A 22,460-nucleotide genomic window follows, 5' to 3' on the forward strand; every position below is an offset into this window, starting at 1 on the left:
AACTCTCTCATCACGGAAATGTATTCAGTCTTTGGAATCAAAGCATCTGATACAGCACAATCAGAGCCACTGCACTAATCACAAAGCTGACTGCATACTTGAAAGGATAGCTTAAGACAAGGAGAGGCAACGCTATCACTCCGAAGAGAATTCCAACCAAAATCATCAGCACAATCATATGTCCAATGTTGAATTCCGGAATTCCAAGCTCAATCCCCTCGTATCGGAAGAAGTAGACCATCGTTAGGAATGAAGCATTCAGCGGGAGCAGAAATGTATAGGGAAGCAGAATGATAGCTTGTGGATTGTAATGAACAGCAAGCGCTAAAATCAGCTCGGAAATCAGTATTGGGATTACAGACATTGAGAGGGCTTTGCTCAATGCATATTCTCTTTTGGTGAGCGGTAATGATTTTAGGAAGTCTAGGACTTTACCTTCTACCTTAAGCACTGCATCAGCTCCCGGAACTGTAAAGACTCCCAAAGTAATGAGGAAATAAACTGCCTTTGAAACTGGAAAGTTTCCACTCTGAAGAACCATAATTATCTGGGGAAAGAGCACATAGACAGGCATGAGAAAACCCGTTATCATTGCAGTCTTTCGGAATATTATCCTCAAATCCTTGAGCGTGAGGGCAAACATTTTTCCTCCAAGAGACGCTTTAAAGCCTGTAGCTCTGACTCTCTCAGATTCAAGCTTCGGCTCAAGAATCCCGCTCCAGACCCTCTTAAGGGCAAGCCTATACAGAGGAACAAACACACCTGCATAAATTAAAAGCAGGATGATGCTCTTTTTCGGCTCAAAAATTGAGGAAATTGTGAATGGATACGCTATAGAGTATCTGCCGATGATTGCACCCACTTGCTTACTGTGCTCTTGAATGTACTCTTGCATGTAGCTTACTCCATAAAACAGTCCCATAAATGCAAATATTGCCAAAATCTTAAGGATGTTTTTTAGGCTTCCACTTTTGCTCTTTCTGTAGCTTATTCTAAGCCCAAAGGTAGAGTAGATTATCAAGCCAAGTGTATGCCCAGTCAGCATTCCTATGAAAATCCACAGCAGAGCTAAGATCCCATTCAAAGGGTACTTTATGCCAACAACAGCTATGCTTGGTAAAATCATTGCTAAAGCCGGGATTTGGTCAATCATCAAAAGCTCGCTCAAGTAGAGTGCTCCAATTCTTATTGGCAGAGCTTTTATAGGTTCAAACAAACCGAGCGAGACCACATAAGAGGATTGAACCGCAGTAACATAAAGCGAAAATATGAATGGAATTAATGCTAGAGAGGACAGCATCGCAACTATATAGGTTTTATCATCAGAGAAAGAAAGCCCTATAGCCATCATAATTCCAAAGAAAACGAAGGCAATGCTTTGAATTGTGACGTTTCTCTTTATGCTAATGGTATTCTTGAGGTGCTTTTTGAATTTCTTCTCGTCATTTGCTATCTGGGGATTTCTCTTCAAAATCTGGTAGTGAAGCTCGCGGTAGAGAATCTTAACAACTTCAAACATCTTACAGCCTCCTAGCTATGAACATTAAGACGAATAGCTCAACGAGGGCGATAATCCAGCTTGCGAAAGCCCACTTAAAGCCCCCAAACAGCAGAGGTAAACCAACAGGAATCAATGCCATCCCGATGAGGGCAATCATTATGATGTCGTGGTACCATTTCAGCTCTGGAAACCACAGCTCTTCGCTACCGTAGCGGAACACAAAGAGGAGAGAAACAAGTGCTCCTATGGGAGGAAGAAGGAGTGCAAAGAGCAAAAGATACAACCCCCTCAAGTCGTGAAGGCTAACAAACAACACAATTGCAATGTTCACGAGTATCGGCACAATGCTCATGTCAATCGCTTTAGATATTATTAAATCGAATTTCCTCAGAGGTAAGGTCTTTAAAAACTGTAAGCCAGATCTCTCGAAGGAGTCAACTCCTATAAATGTCTCAATCTGAATTTCACCCGTCAAAGTCATCGAGAATATTATGAAGGTTCCATCCACAACAAAAGAGTCTTCGCTATCCATGAAGAAGAGGTATGCCATTATCAGAGCGTAAAATACTGGCATTATAAGATAACTCAAAATCATAGGCTTCCTAAATGCCAGCTTGAAGTCTTTTATGACCAATGCTAAGCTCTTTCTCGTTGGTGATGCCTTGAATGGCCTTACCTTAACTTTCTGAGAAATCACCGGTGGTTCTAATATCTTATCCCACACTCTCTTTAGGAACACAAAGTAAACCGGTGTTAAAATGGCAAAATAGATAAAGAGCAGCGGAAAGCTTTTTTCTGGTTCGAATATCGTTAGAGCGGAAAAAGGATAAATGAGCTGATACCTAGCAACGACTGGATATACCCTTTCGAGGAAAGCTATAATTCTGCCCCTCAGCATAATCACCAAAACAAAGGCACCTCCAATGATGATTCCGAAAATGGATTCTGCAATTCTTGCAATTAGAAGTTCCTTGCCCGGTTTTGTGCTAACCTTTAAGGAAAAGACATCTGAGATAGCTAGTCCTAAAGCATGACCGAAAAATAGGCTAAGAAACAACCATAGGAAGGACAAAACACCGGCAATGAAGTTCTTATATTCTATAACGACCAGCGTTGGAATGAAAATCATGAAAATTGGCAGTATCTCGAGAGTGGTTAGATGGGTTAGGTACTTTGAGCCAATCTTTATTGGAAGGGATTTGAGAGGTTCAAAGAGCTTGAGTGATATTAGGGCTGGAACGTTCAAGAGAGTTCCGTAGATAGCGAAGAGCATTGCAACGGTGGATATTATCATAAAGGACATCACCACAGCTTTTTCGCTTCTGATAAGGAGGAGGGGAATTGCTATAGGGATTCCAAATAACACTAGGAGCAAGTTCATCATTAACTGTCTCCTTAGGTTTGAGGCATTCTTTAGCCCCGCTATTATGTCCTTCTCCGTGAGCATGGGGTCTTCTTTGGCGAATCTGTAAAAGAGCTCCCTTTTGAGAATTTTTACAATCTCAGTATTCATAAGGCATCCCTAAGTGCTTGAACTATGTGTGCAATTTCATCTTTACTCTCCGTAAGTTTAAGGAAAACATCTTCAAGGCTTTCCTCATGGGCTTTTTCTTTAAGCTCTTCAATTGTTCCTTCTGCAATTATCTTCCCCTGATAGATGACACCAATTTTGTCACAGATTATTTCAGCTAGGGAAAGAATGTGGGTTGAGAAAACTATGCTCTTCCCTTCATTCTTGAATTCGAGCAGAAGCTCTCTTAAAATTCTGGCTGATTTGGGATCTAAACCATTCATGGCTTCATCCAAGATGAGAACTTTTGGGTCATGTAAAAGGGCGGTTATCAAAGAAACCTTTTGCTGGGTTCCAAAGCTGAGCGTTCCAATGAACTGCTCGAGATATTTTTCAATTCCAAAAGCTTTAACGAAATAATTCACCCTTTCCTCAAGCTTATCCTTTGGAATCCCCCTTATGCTCCCAACGAATTTGAAAAGTTCACTTGGGGTTAAGCTTTCATACAGAATTGGGGTCTCCGGGACATAACCAACTATCTTCTTAACTTCAATCGGATTTTTAGTAACGTTTATTCCTTCAACCAGAACCTTTCCGCTTGTAGGCTTTAAAATTCCAGCAAGGATTTTCATAGTGGTTGATTTACCACTCCCATTTGGTCCCAGAAGACCATAGATTTCGCCATCATGAACGCGAAAGCTGATTCCATCAACGGCAACCTTATCTCCGAACTTTTTAGTGAGGTTTCCAACTTCAATCATCCAACTCACCTTAGTTAAAGAGGGAGCACTTGAGTTAATAAAATTTTGGGAGAAGTTTATAATCTTAGAAGCAAATTTAAAAACATGAGAATCCTCCTTGTGACAGGAAGGCTGGCTGAGCCACTGGTAAGAAAATATGGCAAAGGCTGTGATGTATTTGTAGCTCCCGTTAGCGTAGCCGCTTTTCTCACTCCTAAGCTCATAGTCCATTACCTAAAAAAAGCTGGCATAAAAAGTGAAGATTACGATTTAATTCTCATTCCTGGTCTCGTTAGGGGCTCAGCTCAGCAGATTGAAGATGAACTCAGCATTCCGGCGTTTAAGGGGCCAAGATATGCTTTTGATCTGCCTCAGGTTCTTGAAGCTTTAAAGCAGGGCTTCAAGCTCAGTAAGGAAGTTCCAGCAGATGATTTGTTTCAGAGGGATGCACTCAAAAAGGTTGAAGATATCAAAAATAAGACGAAGAACAAAGCATATATTGAAAAAGCTCTGAAAAAGCCATACAACTTTCTCATCGGTAGCCTCCCCATTGGCTTTGACTTCCCACATAGAATTCTAGCTGAGATAGTTGATGCTCCAAAGATGAGCATTGACGGAATAGTGAGCAAAGCAGTTTACTACCTCAATAGTGGAGCTGACATCATAGACATTGGAATGGTAAGCGGTGAAACAAATCTGGACTTTGTTGAGCTAATTCCAGAAATCAGAGATGCTCTAAAAGAAAGGGGGTATAATATTCCAATAAGCTTTGATTCCCTAAACACAAGGGAAATTAAGAGAGCTTTAGATTTTGCTGACTTATTCCTCAGTGTTGATGAGAGCAACCTTGAGGAGCTTGTAACAGAGAAACCAGTAGTTTTAATACCTACAAATCAGAAAAAGGGAATTTTTCCCAAGAATCCGGCAGAGAGGGTTGAATTTCTGGAAATGCTCAAAGAAAAAGCTCTTGATTTGGGTTATAAACGAATTATCTCCGACCTTATTCTTGAGCATATTCCACATCTGGCTCGTTCAATAACTGCTTTTCAACTTTATCGCGAGAGAAATCCCAATGACGTGCTTTTAGCTGGTGTTGGTAATGTGGTTGAGCTGATCGATGCTGATAGCGTTGGAATAAACGCAGTTATGGCAGGTTTTGCCAAAGAACTGAAAATTTCTCTGCTTTTAACTACAGAGGTCAGCCCAAAGTGCAGAGGCTCAGTTAAAGAGTTAAGGAGAGCTTTAGACATGATGCTCTTCGACATGCCCAAGGATTTAGGTTTTGATCTGCTGATTTTGAAGGAGAAGAGAAGTGAGAAAGTTGAGTATGAAGTCAAATCCCCCATAATTGAAGCCAGAGAAAGGGAAGTTAGGCCGGAAAATATTTACTTCAGGATTTTTACAGAAGAGAACAAAATCTGGGTGATTGCTCACAAAGGAACTGGGCAGATTTTGACGATAGTAGGAGAAGAACCAAATGCAATAATTGACACAATTTTAGAGCACTTCAAAATCTCACCGAGGCACGCTTTTTACCTTGGAAGGGAACTTGAGAGGGCCAAAACAGCTCTAAAGCTTAAACGCTCTTATATACAGGAGGTCGAGCTGTTCAAGGAGTTCTACTGAAAAGCTTAAAAATTGAGAAATAAAACAATTTAATGGCGGGCATGTGATGACCTTTCTACGGTCTGAGCTCTGCGATGATGACTACAGCCAGGGCTGATTCATTCCTCAAAAATCGGCGGCTTTGGTTTTCTGAACTTTGCGTCAAGCTCTTTTCTCTGAGTGCTTACTTTCTCAAGCAAACTCTTGACCTTTTCATTCTCAGGGTACTTGATCTTTAAAGTTGTCAGAATTCCCTCTGCAAAGCCCAATATGGAGACTTTAACAAATTCTTTGCCCTTTTTGGATTCGAACTCTTTGTTTAGGGTTATGAATGACTCAATTCTTGGGATTAAGTTCTCTTCTCCAAGCTCCTTACAAAGGGTTTTGAGCTCTTCTAAGACCTTCATCTTCTCACCTCAGCTTTAGATTGAAAAATTTAATAGCGTTCTCCTCAGTTATCCCCTCTACTTCTTCAAAAGGCAGGCCTTTAAGCTTTGCTATCTCCTCAATTGCTACCTTCACGTAGCAAGGTTTATTTCTCTGCCCTTTAAATGGACTCATATAAGGAGAATCTGTCTCCACGAGAACTGCCTTAACGTCGAGAACTTCTGCCACAGCTTTAACTTCTGGGATAAAGACAATACCAGTGTTTATCCCGATGTAATGTCCATTCTCTGCAATCTCCTTCGCCAGCTCTTTACTTCCAGCGAAAGAATGGAAGTAGGCGTTTACACCATAGCGCTGAACAATTTCATATGCCTCTTTTTCAGATTCTCTAGCATGAATGACTACAGGCTTCTTAATTTCAAGTGCTAGTTCAAGGAAGTGCTTGAAAATTTGCATCTGATTTTCTTTTTGCTTCTCATTTTCAGCGTAGTGATAGTCTAGACCTATCTCACCAACTGCCACTATCTCATCTTTATGCTCCCATATGAACTCCTCAACCTTCCTAACCTTCTCCCAATTCCCTCTTCTCGCTTCGTTTGGATGATAGCCAAGCGTTGGGAAGATAAAGCCGAAGTAAGGCTTTAGCATCTCCCAGCTTTTCCATACATGAGCTTTTCTGTACTCTGTTATTGAGTCAACAACGGCTTTAAGCTCAGCTTTGCACTCCTCTATAATTTTTGGTGCATCTCGCTTATAAAACTCGAAATGAGCGTGAGCATCTATCATTTTATCACCAAATGAAGGGTGAGTTTGATTGATTAAAAACTTAACTTGATGAAAAACATAGTATAGGAAACTTCAGAATTTAGGCTCTCTGCTTAGTCCTCTTTTCTTCCATATTACTCTCCCATCTTTTCTAACGACAGCAAGAATTCTGTGGTAAGGAATCTGCGTTTCGCCAATAAAGAAATAACCATGTCCAAGTTCAATAATTTCCACTGGGATTTTCTTCACATCACCATACGCCCCTCTATGCTCAATCACTATGTAGTAATCGCCCTCGTTTTCTCTTGGATCGTACTTTATCTTTGCCAATGCCTCTTTTACTGAGCCCTTTCTCATTCGAAGTCCTCCAGAAGGTGTTTTACATACTCAAGGTTTTCTTTCCAGCTTTTAATTACCCTCCCATGCCCCGGTAGTCCGAGATAAACATCAAGCTTTTCAAGCTTTTGGAGAGATTTTTTAAGCATCTCTAAGCTTCCTGTAGGGAAATCTGTTCTTCCAACTGTTCTGTTGAAAATCGTGTCTCCAGTAAAGAGCAGCTTTTCCTTTGGCTCATATAGGCAAGTACTTCCTCCCGTATGTCCAGGAGTGTGAATTACAATAAGCTCAAGATTTCCTACTTGTAATATGTCTCCATCACTCAGCTTTAGGTGGACTTCATGAGGAATGTAGTTCCTCCCATGGTAGAATGAAAGTATCACATAGTCATCTCCGCTTTCCAATGCCTCAGCCGTATATTTATGGGCCGCAAAGTAAACTTCGATTCCTCTCTCCTCGAAATACCTCCCAAAAGCTAGGTTTCCACCAACATGGTCAAAATGCTCATGTGTGTTGAAGATTGTAATTTTTTCAACATCTTTCAGATAGTTCTCGTTGAGCCAGACATCTATGTATTTGTGCCAGTAGACTCCAGTGCCAGTGTCTATTATCAGGGCTTCATTTTCGTCTTTAACTAGATATATGTTTGAGTCCCAGCCAAGGCCTTTGAGCATTACAGTGTTTGGTGGAATTTCGATGGGAATCATGTTCATCACCTCAAAAAGGGGCTCCAGGGGGGACCGCGTCCTCATCCGAGGGAGCGAATCTCGTCAGCAAGGGTAAAACTCTTCATCGCCCATTTGAAAATTAGCGCCAAGGTTTAAAAAGTTAGGGAGACTTTATAAAGGCTCACCACTACTAATGGTTAGGTGATTTGAATGAAAGCTGAGAGAGCCAAGGAAATTTTGATTAATCTGTTGAAAATTCCGTCTCCTTCTGGGAGAGAAGATAGATTGGCATTACATATCATGGAGTTCCTTCACAAACTCGGTTATGATGTCCACATAGAGAGCGATGGCGAGATAATAAACCTTATTGTTAATCCAGATGCTGAGCTCTTCTATGAGGTGCACATGGATACAATTGACATTAGGGTTCAACCTTTCATAAGAGGTAACATTGTCTACGGAACTGGGGCGAGTGATGTAAAAGGAGGTCTAGCGAGCATTTTGCTTATGCTTGAGAGCCTAAAGAAGGAAGGTAAGGACTTAAACGTTGGAATTGTCTTTGTCAGTGATGAGGAAAAGGGAGGAAGAGGCTCTGCCCTGTTTATGGAACGTTACAGACCAAAGATGGCAATTGTTTTAGAACCAACTGATCTTGAAGTTCACATAGCTCATGCTGGAAACATTGAGGCTTACTTTGAGGTTGATGGAAAAGAAGCCCATGGAGCTTGTCCGGAGAGCGGAGAGAATGCTATTGAGCTGACTTATAAAATGTTAGATGAGCTTAAAGCTTTGGAACCGTTTAAGAAGAAGGGTAAGTACTTTGATCCCCACGTTGGACTTCAAGAACTTGTCTGCGAGAATCCATATTACCTAATTCCAGCCCTCTGTAGAGGCCGTCTTGAAGCTCGTCTGTTACCAGAGCAGGAAGTTGAGGACATTCTCGACCTATTTGACCCAATACTTGAGGAGTACACGCTAAGATATGAATACACAGAGATATGGGACGGATATGAGCTTGATGAGAGCGAGGAGATTGTGCAGATAGCTAAGCGGGCAATGGATTTAACTGGCTTAGATGAATTTGGAGGAATGCGGAGCTGGACAGATGCAATAAACTTCATGTACAACGGAACAAAGACCATAGTCTTTGGACCCGGCAACTTGGATATCTCACACACGAAGAATGAGCATATAGATGTGAGAGACGTCGTTAAAGCGAGCGAGTTCTTAACTGCCGTGAATGATATTTTTGGGAAGAGCTGAGGTTTTTGTTTTTCTTTCTTTTCGTAGGAACTTCTCTGTCAGAGATTTTTGCAATTGTCCTGAGGAAGGAACGGTCAAAATTTCGAAACCCTTAAATAGTTTACTTGCAAGTAATTTACTGGTGAGTATACAATATGTTCATCGACAGAGAAACCGAGATGAGGCTGCTTGAGGAGAGGTTGAAAAGGGGGAGAGCAGAATTTGTAGTTGTATACGGAAGAAGGAGGATTGGAAAGACAGCTCTGTTGCTTGAGTTCATAAAGAAACATGGAGGGCTTTATCTTCTCGCAAGGGAAACGAGCGAATTCGAGAATCTGAAACGCTTCTCGGAAAAGTTAGCTGATTATTTTAACGATGAATTTCTGAGGAAAAATCCACTTCAGAGCTGGGACGCGTTTTTCGAGTATCTTCATCAAAAATCCCTCAAAGATAGGCTTATTATCATTATTGATGAGTTCCCTCACCTCATGAAAGGGAACAAGGCTTTACCCTCGATATTGCAGGAATACTGGGATTTAAAGCTCTCGCAGGAGAAAATATTTCTCATAATCTGTGGCTCCAGCGTTTCCATGATGGAAAAGCTTCTCGACTATAAAAGCCCCCTTTACGGCAGAAGAACTGCACAGATGAAGCTTAAACCCCTGAATTTTTTCAGTGCGAAGGGATTCTTTCCGCGGCATCCACTTGAGGAGTTTGTAAAGGTCTACGGGATACTGGGAGGAACCCCAGCCTATCTTCTTGAGTTCAATGATGAAAAAAGCGTTGAAGAGAATCTGCTGGATTACTTCAGAGCAGATTCATTCCTCTATGGAGATGCACTTTTCATCCTAAGAGAGGAGCTCGAAGAACCGAGGAACTACTTTGCCATAATGGAAGCGATAGCAAGGGGAAAAACTACGCTCAATGAAATCGTAAACGAAACGGGTTTGGAGAGAGCTACTGTGGGGAAATACTTAAGTGTTCTCATTGACCTCGACTTAGTGCGGAGAGAAATTCCCGTAACGGCAAGCTGGAAGAGCAGGAAGGGGAGATACTATATAACTGACCCGTATTTTGCCTTTTGGTTCCGCTATGTTTATCCCAACTCAGATTTAATAGAGACTGGACAGGGGAAAGAGCTCGTTGAACTCGTGATGGAGGACTTCAACAACCACCTCGGCTGGGTTTTTGAGGAAATTGCAAAGCAGTTTCTTATTGAGCTGAATAAACGGAAAGAGTTGCCTTTCAGGTTCATGAAGATTGGAAGGTGGTGGCACCGCGGGGAGGAGATTGACCTCGTTGGATTAAACGAAAGGGAGAAGAAGGCTCTCTTCGTTGAGGTGAAGTGGAAAAGGCTGAAGGAGAGGGAGGCGCGGGGAATTTTGAAGGACTTGGAGAGGAAGGCGGAGCTGGTCGGCCTTGAAGGGTGGGAGAAGGCTTACGGACTGGTGGCGAAGAGAGTTGATGGAAAGGGGAAGCTTGGAGAGGAGGGCTACCTCGCCTGGGATTTGGGGGACTTCGAAAATCTTATTTCGGATGAGAGTGAAGTTTGAGAGGTGGTGACTTTGTCAATTCTCGCTTTGACAGGATGTTCATATTCGGGGGGAAGAAGGAGGAGGAAAAGAAAACGGAAGACAAATGGATGAGAATGCTCAGAGAGGCCAGCGAGAAATATGGGATCCCCTTGGAAAAACTAAAAAAGGCGGGGCTGTTTAGAATCTACAACGGAGGACAAGTACGAATTCTTCAGAAAGCGCTGGGTATTCCTGAAAAGAAATTATTTGAAGTGTTAGATGCAACGTATACGATCCCAGACAAGCATATATATCATCCCACATAGAAAAAATGGCATGACACATCGAGAGAGCCATATATTGCGCACCTCGCGCAGATTCACCCAATTCTCGCGGTAGCCGCCGCAGAACACACAAAAACGTACACTCGAGACGTTGGACACGCAGTAGGAGACGCAATAGATAGAATATACAGGGAAGGGATATACCTGGAATTGAAAAAGGATCCCACGCCACTAATAGATGTCATTTACGAAGAGCTGGCAGAGAGGGGCATCCCGATTCCCAACAGCGAGAAATTCTATGAAGATATGGAAAAAGCGTTCAACGTTGCATCCAAAATCGTAGATAAGATCGTAATTATGGATAAAGATTCGCAAACGATTGAAACAGCAGCTGAAATCATGGCCGGACACGTAGAGGATCCTGTTTCAAAACTAAAAGAGGTAGGCATAGATATCACCCCTGAATTAGAAGAGCTAAAGCAAGTGTTCGCTGAGATCAGCGGGAAGAAGATAGAACCAAAGAAACCTTCCAAGGCACCAAACATTCAACCGGAGCTCCTCGCCATAGCCAAGGCCCTCCAGTTCTCGGACTTCTCCGAGAGTGCCATGAGGAAGGCCGAGGATGAGTTGATAAAGTTGATAGATGAACTCACTGATGACGAAGCCAATGCCCTCCAAGTCTTCTACGCAGTCAAACTCCTCAGGCTCGTGCAGAAGAGAGATAGGGAAGGAATCGTGGAGTTTTCCAAGAATATGTGAGCTACTTCTCCCCCTCAGCTTCCTTTTCCTCCTTCCTATCCACCCAGAATCTCCTAGTCCTTATGAACTCCCTCTCACGTTCCATCAAAGCCACAAGCAGAGCTTCACCTCTGTATTGGCTCAAAAGTCTAGCTGCGGTATCTGGCCCCGTTCCGTAGCTCGCTAAAGCCAAAACTGCATCGAAGCTGTAACTCTGAACTAAATCCGCTGCCTTTATTAGCTTTCTGTAGGCTCTCTCCTCACTTTTTTCCAGCTTTTTACTGTGTTTGAGTTTTTTAAAAGCTTTGAGGAATTCTTCTGCATCAATTGGATGAGCAACGGCAATCATTTTTGAAGAACACTTGGGACACTCCAGATACTTTAAGCGCTCCCTTAAGCGGGAAACTTTCGTTCTTGAGCTCCAGCCACAGTTTATACAGACCAGCATAACTTCAGTATCCAGTAGCCTCTCTTTGAACAGCTCAAGGATTTCGTCTTTTTCAAGCTCTCCGCTGATTAAGAACTCTCCGCCAATGTTTATATTCAGCTGAGCCAATGGTGACGGTTCAGAATTTAAGGTGGTTTTAATTCTAATCATGCCGCTTTTTATTTTGTCCAAAATTTTAGTTGCATTCTCGATATCGAGCTTGTCATGGAAAATCTCATTTAGAGTTTCCTTCTCAATTATCGTACCCTCAAAAAGCCTCTCAACTCTTCTGATTTTAGCTTCTCTCCTCAAAGCACCGATCCTTTTCGCAACGTTCAGCATTCTCCATCTGTAAACCGTGCTCTCCCTTAAGCTTTTTGAAATCACAAAGGGCAAAACCCTGCCGTCTTGGAGGAGATAACTTTTCACTTCACTCGGATTGAGCTGGAATGGAGTTTTAAACACAATTGCATGGGCTTGTGCTCTCATTGTGAAAACTTTCCCATATCTCATTGAGAGAAAACTCCATACAAATCTTCCAATGGCTTCATTAACCTGATTTCCAAAGTCTGCATGGATTACAAGAGCCTTTGGCAGGGATTCAATGCCAACATCTCTATCTGTGCTTAAAGGCTCTTGCCTTTCGAGAATTTCCTTGGCTTTTCTCAGCTCTTTCTCGTTAAATTCAACATCCTTAATAATCCTTTTCGCTCTCTCATGGTCAAACAGCAATTCCCTTTTCAGTCTTCCAACATCCAAAGTAACTTCCAAAGGAACAGGAATCATCTCACCTTCCCAACTCGGAATTGCGCTCTCAAGGCTTTTGCTCTCCCTTACTTTGAGCAGCTTTGCTTCTTCATCAATACCGAGAAGAATCCAGCTTCTACCGTGCATTATGAACTCCATTCCCTCCTCCAAGTCCATGACAAAGCTCTCATCCAAACGACCTATTATATGCCCGCTTGAAACGTCAAAAACTCTGTAAGATATCTCATCAGGAATTGTTGAAAGATTCTCGTAGTAATAAGAATAAGTTCCTCTCCTCAAGAATAGAACACCTTTATCTTCATCGTAACCTATCAGATGCGCCTCTTGTAAGAGATTTAAAACTCCTTCATAATCTTCCCATTTCAAGTTTCTATATGGGTAGGCTCTCTTGGCAATTTCAAACGGTTTATCCTTTGGCAGATGCCTGTATTCAATCAGCAAACCGACAACAAAGTGCGCCAAGACATCGAGAGCATTTTCGTACGGCTTAACTCTCTCAAGCTTCCCTTCAATAGCTCTTTGTGCTATAACTAGGCTCTCAAGGTAGTCCTCAACATTGGCTGTGATTATATATCCCTTGCTGACTTCTCCTAATCTATGTCTTGCTCTCCCTATGCGCTGAATTAATCTATTTACTTGTCTTGGACTCATGTACTGAATAACAACATCAACATCTCCAATGTCTATACCAAGCTCCATTGAGGAAGTGCACACTAAAGCCTTGATTTTTCCTTCTTTTAGAGATTTCTCAGCCTGTATCCTTGCATCTTTTGACAAACTTCCATGGTGAACTTCAACTGGTTTGCCCCAAGCTTTTAAACGGTGGGCCAAGATTTCAGCAAACTGCCTTGTATTTGTGAAAATCAAAGCCCTCTCATGCTTCTCAACAATATCCCAGAGAACCCTCAAACGAGCTGCCACATCTACGGGAAGCTTTAACTTTTCAGCAAGCTTTAAATCTCTTTCATCAGGAGAGGGGAAGAGGACTTTTACTGAATACTCCTTTTTGAGTGAAGGCTTTACAATGACATCAGCTTTTAACCACTCCTTTATCTCCTCCTCATTTCCAATTGTTGCACTTAATCCGATTCTCTGGAATTCTGCAATCTCAGCTAAGCGCTCAAGACCCAAAATTAACTGTACTCCCCTCTTATTGTCAACAAGCTCCGCTATCTCGTCAACTATAACGAATTTCACATTCTTTAAATAAGCTCTAAGCGATTTCATTGCTAAGATTACTCCCAACGTTTCGGGAGTGATTATCAAAAGGTGTGGAGGGTTTTTTGTCTGCTTTGCTTTTTTGTAAGCCGAAGTGTCGCCGTGTCTCACTTCAACTCTAATTCCAGTTTTAGCCTCCCACCATTCCAAACGCTCGAGCAGATCCCTGTTCAGAGCTTTGATGGGAGCGATGTATAGGGCGGAGATTGGTTTTAACTCATTCTTCAAAATTGCATCTAAAACAGGCAGAACAGCAGCTTCAGTTTTTCCGCTTCCCGTGGGAGCAATAATTAAAACACTCTTTCCCGAGCTAATCTCACTAAAAGCTCTAAGCTGGAGTTCATTAAGTCTGCCAAACTTTTCTTCAATGGCTTTTCTGAGGAGGATGTGCATAGTATAAAATTAGAAAGAGAATTAAAAGAGTTTTGCAAAAGTTACTCACCATAGAAGGCTCTCTTATACAGCTCTTTTATTTCCTCAACGCTTGGCTCAACTGGGTTGAAGTTTATCAGCGGATCGTGATAAGCTTTTTCGCTCATTTCGTCAAGCTTTGAAAGGAATTCTTCTTCACTTACAAGTTCACTCAGCTTTGGAACTCCAAGCATCTCATTGAACTCTTTGATGACTTCAATCAGCTCTTGAGCAGTGTTAAAGCCAAGCTCTCTTGCTATCTCTGCATAGCGTTTTCTTGCATATTCGCTCCTCATGTTGAACTCCATAACATAGGGCAAGAATATCGCATTTAACAAGCCGTGAGGAGCAATCCAAGCTGCTTTATGGCTTAAGCTGTGACACAAGCCTAAGCGGGCATTAAGAAAAGCTATTCCAGCCATTGTTGCTGCGTAGTGGACTTCCTCTCTTGCCTTTTCATCGCCTTGAACTGAAAGTGGCAGCCACTTGTAGACGAGCTTTATGGCTTTGATTGCCATTGCATCGCTGAAAGGTGTCGCTGCGGTTGTTGTATAAGCTTCAATTCCGTGCACTAGAACATCCAGTCCACTGTTCCTTGCAACTTCTTTTGGCATTGTCCTCGGTAACCTTGGATCGAGAATTGCAAACTCTGGAGCAATTTCAAAGCTTACCAAGTTGTATTTAATATCTCCTTTTTTAAGAACACTCGCTGCTGAAACCTCACTCCCAGCTCCGCTCGTTGAAGGGATTGCTATTAATGGAGTCTTAAGCTTAGGGATTGGCTTTGGCTTCTCAAAGCGGCTTATGAATGCAACCTCCTCAAACTTAAGCTCTGGGGCATCATAGAAAACCTTAACTGCCTTTGCCACGTCAATTACACTCCCTCCACCAAGAGCAATGATTAAATCAGGCTGGAACTCTCTGACCTTTGGCATTATACTCTCGACGTATTCATAGCTCGGCTCTGCTGGAACTCCTGTTATTGCTTTAACCTCTGCATTTGCATCTTCCACATAGTTCATTGCCTCATTTAAAAACCCGTGAACTCTCATTGATTTGCTTGAGAATATCAAAATTCTGCTGTGCTTTTTTGCAACGCTCTTTATGTAGCTTAAGCTCCCTTCCCCTAAAACTATCCTCGTCTTTAAGCTAAAGAACTGCATGAACATCACCAGAATAAAGAAAGATGTAGGGGAATTAAAGTTTATCCTCCAAAGCCAAATCCTCAAACAGCTTTTTCAAGTTCCTCTCGAATGGAGGATAAACAACGCCTCTGTCTGTTATTATTGCCGTCAGATACTTGTGAGGCGTAACATCAAAAGCTGGATTATAGACATCAACGTCTGGAGCAATCTTACAGCCGCCGCATGTCAGCACTTCCTCCCTGCTGCGCTCTTCAATTGGTATCTCCTTGCCGCTCTTAAGGCTCATATCAATCGTTGATAGCGGTGCAACTGTAAAGAATGGAATCCCGTGCTCCTTAGCTAATACAGCCAAAGTATAAGTTCCAATCTTGTTTGCAAAGTCACCGTTTGCAACGATTCTATCAGCGCCAACAATTATAGCGTCAACTTTTCCCTGCTGCATCACAAAGCCAGCCATATTGTCGGCAATGAGCTTGAGTGGAATACCGTCATAGTGATATTCCCATGCAGATAAGCGAGCGCCCTGCAGAACCGGTCTTGTTTCATCAACCCAAAGTAAGTTGAGCTTTCCTTCTTTGTGCATAACTCTTAAAACAGCGCCAACAGTGCCGAGATGAACAGTTGCTAGGCTTCCAGCGTTACAGTGCGTCAATACATTCCCTTCTGGCAGAATTTCAGCTCCAATGTGTCCCATCCTCAGGTTTGCCTCAACATCCTCATCCGCTATTCTCTGAGCTTCTTCGACTATCAAACGTTTTATTTCATCTAAGCTATCCTCTCTGTGTTCTTCGACAAGATTTTTTATTCTATTCAACGCCCAGAAAAGGTTCACCGCTGTTGGGCGGGTGTTTTTCAGAATTTCATATGCCCTGTAAAAGCCATCAAAAAACTCATCCTTTGTCTCTGCCTTGCTCCTCTCGGCATATAAGGCTAAACCAAAAGCAGCTGCCGCTCCTATAGCGGGAGCGCCTCTCACCTGCATTGTCTTTATGGCTTTTGCAACTTGCTCAACAGTGCTTAGATGTATGACCTTAAATTCCCAAGGTAAAAGCTTTTGGTCGATGAGGTAAACTTTTTTATCCTTATACTCAACGCTTCTCGGGAGTTTTGTAAGTTCTTCTGGTTTGTACTTAAGCTTCATTTCTACCACCTAATGAACTTCTCAAATTTCTGATTTAAGCTTTATCCATAGTCTCAGAGCTTTCATAGTGCTTTTAATCTAAATTTGTTATGTTATTTTTACCTTATTGACTCTGTACTGACGTCTCAAATGAGCTTAAACAATAATAAACGATCAAAAACGGCTATTAACGATAAAACGGACAAAAAGTAATATATGAGCTTTTTTGTAAACAAACATGAATGTTAACTGACGATTTCGTGAAAAAAGCTTAAATATCTCTTTTTCATTAGAAATAAGTGAGGTGAAGACATATGATGTTGAAAAAAACACTTGCTTTGTTGTTTGGATTTTTGATTTTAGCGAGTGCAGTGCCCCTTTCGAGAGCACAGACTGAGACAACCACCAGCTTAAATTTAGTGATTTTAGTAAGCGATAATGAAGCTGACTATGCATTAGCCCAGAAAGTTGCTGAATACTTAAACGCGTCAATAATTGTGACACCTTGGGGAGTTTATGACCCAAATGTTACATCTCAAATAGTTGCCAGAGCCCCAGATTTGGTGCTCATAATAGGAGGTCCAGCAGCAGTTTCAGAGGAGTATGAGAATGATCTTCAAGATCTTGGGATTCCCTATGTTAGAAGATGGGGAGCAAACAGATATGAGACAAACTTGGCGGTGCTCCAATACTTGTTTGAGAACTACTCAGAGCTCTTGAAAAATGTTAAAGTTGTTATTGTCTATGGTGAAGATATAACAGCAATCAGAAAGGCTGAGAACATAACTGGAAGAGCTATCATAATATATGTTGACGAAGATTATCTCGAAAACCAGACACAAATATTACAGTTGCTAAATGCTACAACGGTTCTCATAATTAACACTCCCTATTCCGAAAACATTACAGAAAGAGTTAGAGAAAGAGTGCGTGAAAAGATCAAGGCTAATGTGACATATGAAAACACAACAATAACTGCAGAAGATGCTCTACTCGCTATTCAGATCGCAGAGAACAAGACAATGCTTGCAGAATCATTGGTTGCAAACATCTCAATTCCAGCTGCTGAAAAACTGCTTGAAAATGCAAAAGAGCACTTGGAGGAGGCAAAAGAAGCCTACAACGAAACCAAATATGGAAGGGCATATGGGCTTGCAATTGCGGCTAAGTCCATTGCTGAAGTCGTAATTAGAATGGCTAGCGAAGAAAAACAGATAATGCTCCACAATAATGAGACAATGAAAATAGAAATTAAACTTGAGAAACTTGAAGATATCGTCGAGAGACTTGAAGAACTTGGGTTTAATGTTACAGAGGAGAAAGCACTGTTAGAACAAGCAGAACAAGCTTATGAAAACGGAGATTATGCATTAGCTAAGCAACTGCTAGAGCAACTTAAGGAGCTTATAAGAACAAAATATCACAATGAAAAAGAACTTATACGTGCAAGATGGGAAGAAAAGGAAAAGCACCACAGAGAAGACAAAGAGCACAAGGAAAAGAACTGCCATGGAGAATGTCACCATGAAGATGAAAATGAGAAAGAGGAAGAAGAAAACAGCTGATGTTTCTTTTCTTTTATGTCTTTTCTCATTTTCGTAATTGTTAAATTTCTTCAAAGGTATCATTTCTTGATGGGTGGTATCTATGAAAATCTTTGTAACAGGAATGCCAGGTATTGGAAAAACAACCCTCGTTCTCAAAATTGCTGAAGAACTCCAAAAGAGAGGTTTTAAAGTTGGAGGCATGATAACACAGGAAGTTAGAAAGAATGGAAAAAGGGTTGGATTTAAGATTAAAGCGCTTGATATTAACGAGGAGGGCATTTTAGCATGGGTTGGTGAGGGTTTTCCGAGGGTTGGGAAGTATGTTGTGAACGTTGAAGATTTGAATAGGATTGGTGTTTCTGCAATAGGGAGGGCGATTCAGAATGCAGATATTATAATCATTGACGAAATTGGTGCAATGGAATTTAAGAGCAGAGAGTTTGCAAAAGCTGTGGAAGAAGCATTAAAAAGTGAAAAACCCTTACTGGCAACTCTGCATAGGAGATGGGTGGATAAATTCAGAGACAAAGGGGAGCTCTATGTCTTAACAGTGGAGAATAGGGAAAAGATAAGAGAGGAAATTCTACATGAGCTCTTAAAAGTCCTAGAATCCTAGACTTCTGCCAGAACTACTGGTTTGCCTCCAATTTCAATTATCTTAGCTTTAACCCTATAGACCTTTTCTAAAATTTTCGGGTTGAGTTCCTGAACATTCCCTTTCCACTCAACTTTCCCCTCATTCAGCAGAATAATTTCATCAGAGTACTGCAATGCCAAATTTAAGTCGTGCATAACAGCAATAACAATTTTTTCTCTTTTGAGCTCTTCTAATAAATCCATTATGAGGAGTGCATGATTGATATCTAAGTGAGAAGTTGGTTCATCCAAAAGGATAACTTCGCTTCCCTGTGCTAGGGCTCTCGCTATGAGTACGAGCTGATACTCACCCCCGCTTAGGTTCGTCACAAACTCCTTTCTCCTTTCCCACATTCCGATTTTCTCTAGGGCCTCTCTTACACTACCTCTTGTAGCATAAGCCCCCATCTCAACGAATTCCTCAATCGTGAAGGCAAATTCAGGAACAGAGCTTTGAGGGACATACGTTATGAATTTTGCTCTATCTTTGGGTTTTAGCTCAAGCAAATTGACTTTATCAAGTTTTACGTATCCTCTTGGATTGAGAATTCCAACCATACATTTAAGCAGAGTTGATTTTCCCGCCCCATTAGGTCCGATAACTGCTAAAAGACGTTCCTTTTGAGTGGAAAATTTTACATCTTTCAAAACTTCTCGCCTTCCATATGAGAAAGTTATCTTGACTTCAAGCATAAAGCTCACCTCTCTTGCGCTTCATAAGGAGATAGATAAAGAAAGGTGCTCCGAATAGAGCAGTAACGATTCCTACTGGAATTTCAGCTGGTTTTAGGATTATTCTCGCAAGCAAATCTGCAAAAACCATTAACGAGCCTCCAAATAGGGCTGCTGCTGGCAAAAGCTTCTTGTGATTTGGCCCAAACACTAAACGCATAGCATGAGGACTTACAAGCCCAACGAATCCAATTATTCCACTTGTTGCAACAGCAAATGCTGTCAGCAGAGAAATCACGAATATTATTACCTTCCTATAGAAATTCAAATCTAATCCAAGTGCTATGCTCTCTTCTCCAAAGAGCAAGAGGTTCAGTTCTTTCCACTTGAACATTAAGAATGAAACCCCAACGACAGAGGATATGAGAACGAGCTTGACATCATCCCACGTTGCTCCGTTAAAAGTTCCCATGAGCCAGAATATTGCGAGATGAATTCTCTCTCTTCCAACATAGAGAAGATAGGAAGTAACAGCATGTGCAAAAAACCCAAAAGCTATTCCCGCTAATAGGAGCGTATCTACCGGGATATGCCCATTAATTTTTGAGATGTTATACACGATGGTAACTGAAATTAAAGCCCCAATTAGGGCAAAAGCTCCCATATGCATTGGGGAGTATAAAGCAGCCAAAGCTGCACCCACAGCGGCTCCTCCGCTTATTCCTAAAATATAGGGGTCTGCGAGGGGATTTTTAAAGAGGGCTTGTGAAGCTGTTCCAGCTGAAGCTAAGCTTAAACCCACCAAATATGCAAGCAACACACGAGGCAGTCTTATTTGAAGTATTATTGTCTCGGTTGTGCCAAGTTTTTCAGGGCTATATACTGCCAATTTTAAATTTTCAAGCGTGAATGCACTGAGGATTTGAGAAAAGGACAAACTAACTGATCCAAAAGTTATTCCAATGAGAATAAGCACAATTGATGAGAAAATTAATGGTATGAATTTTTTCATGTTCCCCCTCTGGATTATTTGTCCATCCTTATCTTAAAAACCTAACCCAGCAAAATGCTAAATACTGTGAGAACTAATAATTTTATTGGTGGTGAGAATGAGAAAGCGATATGTCTTATTTTTGTTGATGATAATAGTGTTGAGCGTTATCCCCTCTGCAAGCGCTCAGGTGCTCGCTCTTGTAAAAAATCCACGCCCTCCAATTGTAATTGTAGGAAATCCATATCCAAAATTCTTCACAATCCATCCAAATAACTCTTATACAGTTTACCTTTATGGCATTGATGATGTTAGTATTGCAAAAATTGGAATTTACTACAGAGTTAACAGAGGGGAATGGAAGTGGCTCTATGCTACAAGAGCCACGATAAACGAGAATGAGGCTATATACAATGAAATAACAAGCAAGTTCTTAACTCAAGATTTCGACTTCACTACTTTTTATGGAAAAGTCACACTACCCCCTCAGCCTGCGGGGACACTGGTTGAGTTCAAAGTAGTTGTTGAAGATGAGGAAGGCCATATAGTTGAGAGTCCTATAGGGTTCTACTTTGTCGCAAATCCCAATGGGAAAAAGATTCTCATTGTTGATCCCTCTTTGAAGTTCTGGGCAATGATAAAGAATCTCAAAGATTTAGAGATGATGGTTAATCTCTCGTCTGAAAGATATGATTACAATATGAGTGATTATGAAAAGCTCATTTCCCTGCTTAAGCCATTTGTAAATCATTCAAGCTTTTTAGACTTTCATAACTGGCAGTATTTAGCTGAAGATTATAATATTGCAATAATACCTCCTGAGGAATTGTCAAGTGCTTTAGAAGATTTTAAGCCGGATGTGGTTATCCTATCCAATTTGTGGATGAGTGAGTGGGGCATTTCAAAAGAAAGCATGAGTAAGCTTTTGAAGTATTTGAGAGAAAACAACGCGGGGCTGATAGTTACCCATGGAACTCTTTACGACGGCATGGTGCTTGATGATAAGCCGATCTACCTAGGGCCAACTGCTCACATTGGAGGATTTGGGGCTTATGAAAATGGCAGCATAGCCACAGCCTTGGGACTGGAGTTGCTACCTTTTATTGAGGAGGTTAAGCTTAGTGCCATTGAATTTGGAAAGCCTTATTTGGTTGAGACACCATCAATTCTGCCATTTATACCCTCAACTGCTAAGCTGGGGATAAAGAATAAGGAAATTATCAAGAGTGCCTCACTTCTTGAATTTACAGACAGAACAAGAGCCGCTTTTGGATGGGAGTATCTGCTGCCTTCCGAAAGTCTGAAGTTTGCAAAGGGCAAGATCCGGAGTTTAAAGCTTGAGGTGAAAGATGATATTAAGGAGTTTGCTGAACTCCAAGAAGAACTTTTTGGGTATTCAAACTATTTCAGGAGTATATCTGCACTTGATTTCACACTGGTTGACAAAATAGTTAATTCAAAAATCTTGGACGACAAAATTGTTGTTCCTGTGGGATTTGAAACTCTCAGCTTAACCGCAACCCAAGATGTCATTGAAAGGGTTAGGCTGTTAAAGGCAATTAATCGTGACATAATCAACATAGCAGCCCTCTCAACTGATTACATGGGAGCAATAATCACTAGAGATCAAAAGCACAGAGGCGATGGGTTTAGGAGTGCATACATTTCGTTTGAAATTGAAGCGGGAGGAAAGAAAGAATTTGAGGTTTTGAAAGATTTGATTGAGTGGACCTCACAATTCAAGCCTATTCAGACGTTTGCCCCAATTGTACAGGCAGTTGTTCTTGCCAATGACATTGATTGGAAAATAAAGGGAGAGAATCTTAAAGAACATTTGGAAAATCTTGGGGCGACAGTTGTCAGAGTAAAACCTGAAGAATTCGAGAAGTACAAAGATTCAAAGCTTATAATAATCCTTGGAGGCCCGAAAGCATACGGTGGGGTAGGAGATTATGTAAAGCAAGCATTAAGCTCAGAAGAGCAGGAAAGGATAATCAAAGGAGAGCAGGGAATATTCATTAAAAGAAATGTCTGGACAGAAAAGCAAATTGTAATAGTCCTTGCCGGAAAAGACAGGTATCAAACTGGAGAAAAAGTGACCAGATACATGAGTGGGGTAAATGAAAGATACATAGACCTTCTCGCAGAGTTCTTTGTTAGCTGAATATTTTTTCATTATTTTCTGTTTCTCTTTTTAGTCTTCCACTTCTGAAGAGGCAACATAGAAGAACTTGA

General features: G+C 41.3%; 20 protein-coding genes. 8 read left to right on the forward strand and 12 right to left on the reverse strand.

All coding sequences use genetic code 11. The features are described from left to right. Nucleotides 1-37: 37 nt before the first annotated feature. Genes TES1_RS03215 through TES1_RS03225 form a run of 3 tightly spaced genes read right to left on the reverse strand, consistent with a single transcriptional unit; the run spans nucleotide 38 to nucleotide 3,772 of the window. Nucleotides 38-1,519, reverse strand: coding sequence for a hypothetical protein (locus TES1_RS03215; protein WP_042680153.1), 1,482 nt, complete (start codon nucleotides 1,517-1,519; stop codon nucleotides 38-40). A gap of 1 nt (nucleotide 1,520) precedes the next feature. Continuing rightward, complete coding sequence (locus tag TES1_RS03220; RefSeq protein ID WP_042680155.1) at nucleotides 1,521-3,014, reverse strand: hypothetical protein; 1,494 nt, start codon at nucleotides 3,012-3,014, stop codon at nucleotides 1,521-1,523. Then, nucleotides 3,011-3,772 carry an ABC transporter ATP-binding protein gene (locus tag TES1_RS03225; RefSeq protein ID WP_042680157.1) on the reverse strand — a complete coding sequence of 254 codons (762 nt, stop codon included), beginning with the start codon at nucleotides 3,770-3,772 and terminating at the stop codon, nucleotides 3,011-3,013. The genes TES1_RS03220 and TES1_RS03225 overlap by 4 nt, the downstream gene beginning before the upstream one ends. A gap of 84 nt (nucleotides 3,773-3,856) precedes the next feature. On the opposite strand from TES1_RS03225, the gene TES1_RS03230 reads away from it, so the two are divergent. Then, on the forward strand, nucleotides 3,857-5,377 hold the full coding sequence (locus tag TES1_RS03230; RefSeq protein ID WP_042680159.1) for a dihydropteroate synthase-like protein: 1,521 nt from the start codon (nucleotides 3,857-3,859) through the stop codon (nucleotides 5,375-5,377). 98 nt (nucleotides 5,378-5,475) lie between these two features. Here TES1_RS03230 and TES1_RS03235 read toward each other — a convergent pair whose 3' ends face one another. From TES1_RS03235 to TES1_RS03250, 4 genes are all read right to left on the reverse strand, one after another. Then, the gene (locus tag TES1_RS03235) at nucleotides 5,476-5,763 is read right to left on the reverse strand and encodes a DUF3216 domain-containing protein (RefSeq protein ID WP_042680161.1); all 288 of its coding nucleotides are present in this window, start codon (nucleotides 5,761-5,763) and stop codon (nucleotides 5,476-5,478) included. Between the two features lie 4 nt (nucleotides 5,764-5,767). Continuing rightward, on the reverse strand, nucleotides 5,768-6,529 hold the full coding sequence (locus TES1_RS03240; RefSeq protein WP_042680163.1) for a YchF/TatD family DNA exonuclease: 762 nt from the start codon (nucleotides 6,527-6,529) through the stop codon (nucleotides 5,768-5,770). Nucleotides 6,530-6,601: 72 nt separating this feature from the next. Then, nucleotides 6,602-6,865 carry a DUF504 domain-containing protein gene (locus TES1_RS03245; RefSeq protein WP_042680165.1) on the reverse strand — a complete coding sequence of 88 codons (264 nt, stop codon included), beginning with the start codon at nucleotides 6,863-6,865 and terminating at the stop codon, nucleotides 6,602-6,604. Then, a complete protein-coding gene (locus tag TES1_RS03250) occupies nucleotides 6,862-7,551 on the reverse strand; it encodes an MBL fold metallo-hydrolase (protein WP_096325221.1) in 690 nt (229 codons plus the stop codon). Before TES1_RS03250 ends, TES1_RS03245 begins: the two co-directional genes overlap by 4 nt. A gap of 171 nt (nucleotides 7,552-7,722) precedes the next feature. Between TES1_RS03250 and TES1_RS03255 the strand changes: the two genes are divergently transcribed. From TES1_RS03255 to TES1_RS03270, 4 genes are all read left to right on the forward strand, one after another. Then, nucleotides 7,723-8,775 carry a M20/M25/M40 family metallo-hydrolase gene (locus TES1_RS03255; RefSeq protein ID WP_042680169.1) on the forward strand — a complete coding sequence of 351 codons (1,053 nt, stop codon included), beginning with the start codon at nucleotides 7,723-7,725 and terminating at the stop codon, nucleotides 8,773-8,775. Between the two features lie 134 nt (nucleotides 8,776-8,909). Continuing rightward, nucleotides 8,910-10,307 (forward strand): ATP-binding protein, encoded by a 1,398-nt coding sequence (locus tag TES1_RS03260; protein ID WP_042680171.1) that lies wholly within the window; start codon nucleotides 8,910-8,912, stop codon nucleotides 10,305-10,307. Further along, the gene (locus tag TES1_RS03265; protein ID WP_144080590.1) at nucleotides 10,304-10,594 is read left to right on the forward strand and encodes a hypothetical protein; all 291 of its coding nucleotides are present in this window, start codon (nucleotides 10,304-10,306) and stop codon (nucleotides 10,592-10,594) included. The genes TES1_RS03260 and TES1_RS03265 overlap by 4 nt, the downstream gene beginning before the upstream one ends. Nucleotides 10,595-10,762: 168 nt before the next feature. After that, the gene (locus TES1_RS03270; RefSeq protein WP_042680175.1) at nucleotides 10,763-11,311 is read left to right on the forward strand and encodes a hypothetical protein; all 549 of its coding nucleotides are present in this window, start codon (nucleotides 10,763-10,765) and stop codon (nucleotides 11,309-11,311) included. Between the two features lies 1 nt (nucleotide 11,312). Here TES1_RS03270 and TES1_RS03275 read toward each other — a convergent pair whose 3' ends face one another. Genes TES1_RS03275 through mtnA form a run of 3 tightly spaced genes read right to left on the reverse strand, consistent with a single transcriptional unit; the run spans nucleotide 11,313 to nucleotide 16,400 of the window. Continuing rightward, complete coding sequence (locus TES1_RS03275; RefSeq protein WP_042680177.1) at nucleotides 11,313-14,096, reverse strand: DEAD/DEAH box helicase; 2,784 nt, start codon at nucleotides 14,094-14,096, stop codon at nucleotides 11,313-11,315. A gap of 41 nt (nucleotides 14,097-14,137) precedes the next feature. After that, the gene (locus tag TES1_RS03280; RefSeq protein ID WP_042680179.1) at nucleotides 14,138-15,277 is read right to left on the reverse strand and encodes an iron-containing alcohol dehydrogenase; all 1,140 of its coding nucleotides are present in this window, start codon (nucleotides 15,275-15,277) and stop codon (nucleotides 14,138-14,140) included. Nucleotides 15,278-15,311: 34 nt separating this feature from the next. Continuing rightward, entirely contained in the window at nucleotides 15,312-16,400 is a 1,089-nt protein-coding gene (gene mtnA / locus TES1_RS03285) for an S-methyl-5-thioribose-1-phosphate isomerase (RefSeq protein ID WP_042680181.1), read from the reverse strand. A gap of 293 nt (nucleotides 16,401-16,693) precedes the next feature. On the opposite strand from mtnA, the gene TES1_RS03290 reads away from it, so the two are divergent. Together TES1_RS03290 and TES1_RS03295 are read left to right on the forward strand one after the other, a co-directional pair. Continuing rightward, complete coding sequence (locus TES1_RS03290) at nucleotides 16,694-17,944, forward strand: branched-chain amino acid ABC transporter substrate-binding protein (RefSeq protein ID WP_042680182.1); 1,251 nt, start codon at nucleotides 16,694-16,696, stop codon at nucleotides 17,942-17,944. Nucleotides 17,945-18,017: 73 nt separating this feature from the next. After that, on the forward strand, nucleotides 18,018-18,542 hold the full coding sequence (locus TES1_RS03295; RefSeq protein ID WP_227738506.1) for an NTPase: 525 nt from the start codon (nucleotides 18,018-18,020) through the stop codon (nucleotides 18,540-18,542). Here TES1_RS03295 and TES1_RS03300 read toward each other — a convergent pair. Both TES1_RS03300 and TES1_RS03305 read right to left on the reverse strand, forming a co-directional pair. Then, complete coding sequence (locus TES1_RS03300; protein WP_042680186.1) at nucleotides 18,539-19,255, reverse strand: ABC transporter ATP-binding protein; 717 nt, start codon at nucleotides 19,253-19,255, stop codon at nucleotides 18,539-18,541. The genes TES1_RS03295 and TES1_RS03300 overlap by 4 nt on opposite strands. After that, entirely contained in the window at nucleotides 19,248-20,246 is a 999-nt protein-coding gene (locus tag TES1_RS03305; RefSeq protein ID WP_042680188.1) for a FecCD family ABC transporter permease, read from the reverse strand. The genes TES1_RS03300 and TES1_RS03305 overlap by 8 nt, the downstream gene beginning before the upstream one ends. Before the next feature lie 97 nt (nucleotides 20,247-20,343). Between TES1_RS03305 and TES1_RS03310 the strand changes: the two genes are divergently transcribed. Further along, nucleotides 20,344-22,389 carry a hypothetical protein gene (locus tag TES1_RS03310; protein ID WP_042680190.1) on the forward strand — a complete coding sequence of 682 codons (2,046 nt, stop codon included), beginning with the start codon at nucleotides 20,344-20,346 and terminating at the stop codon, nucleotides 22,387-22,389. The last annotated feature ends 71 nt before the right edge of the window (nucleotides 22,390-22,460 follow it).

Source organism: Thermococcus paralvinellae (assembly GCF_000517445.1).
Taxonomy (GTDB): Archaea; Methanobacteriota_B; Thermococci; order Thermococcales; family Thermococcaceae; genus Thermococcus_B; species Thermococcus_B paralvinellae.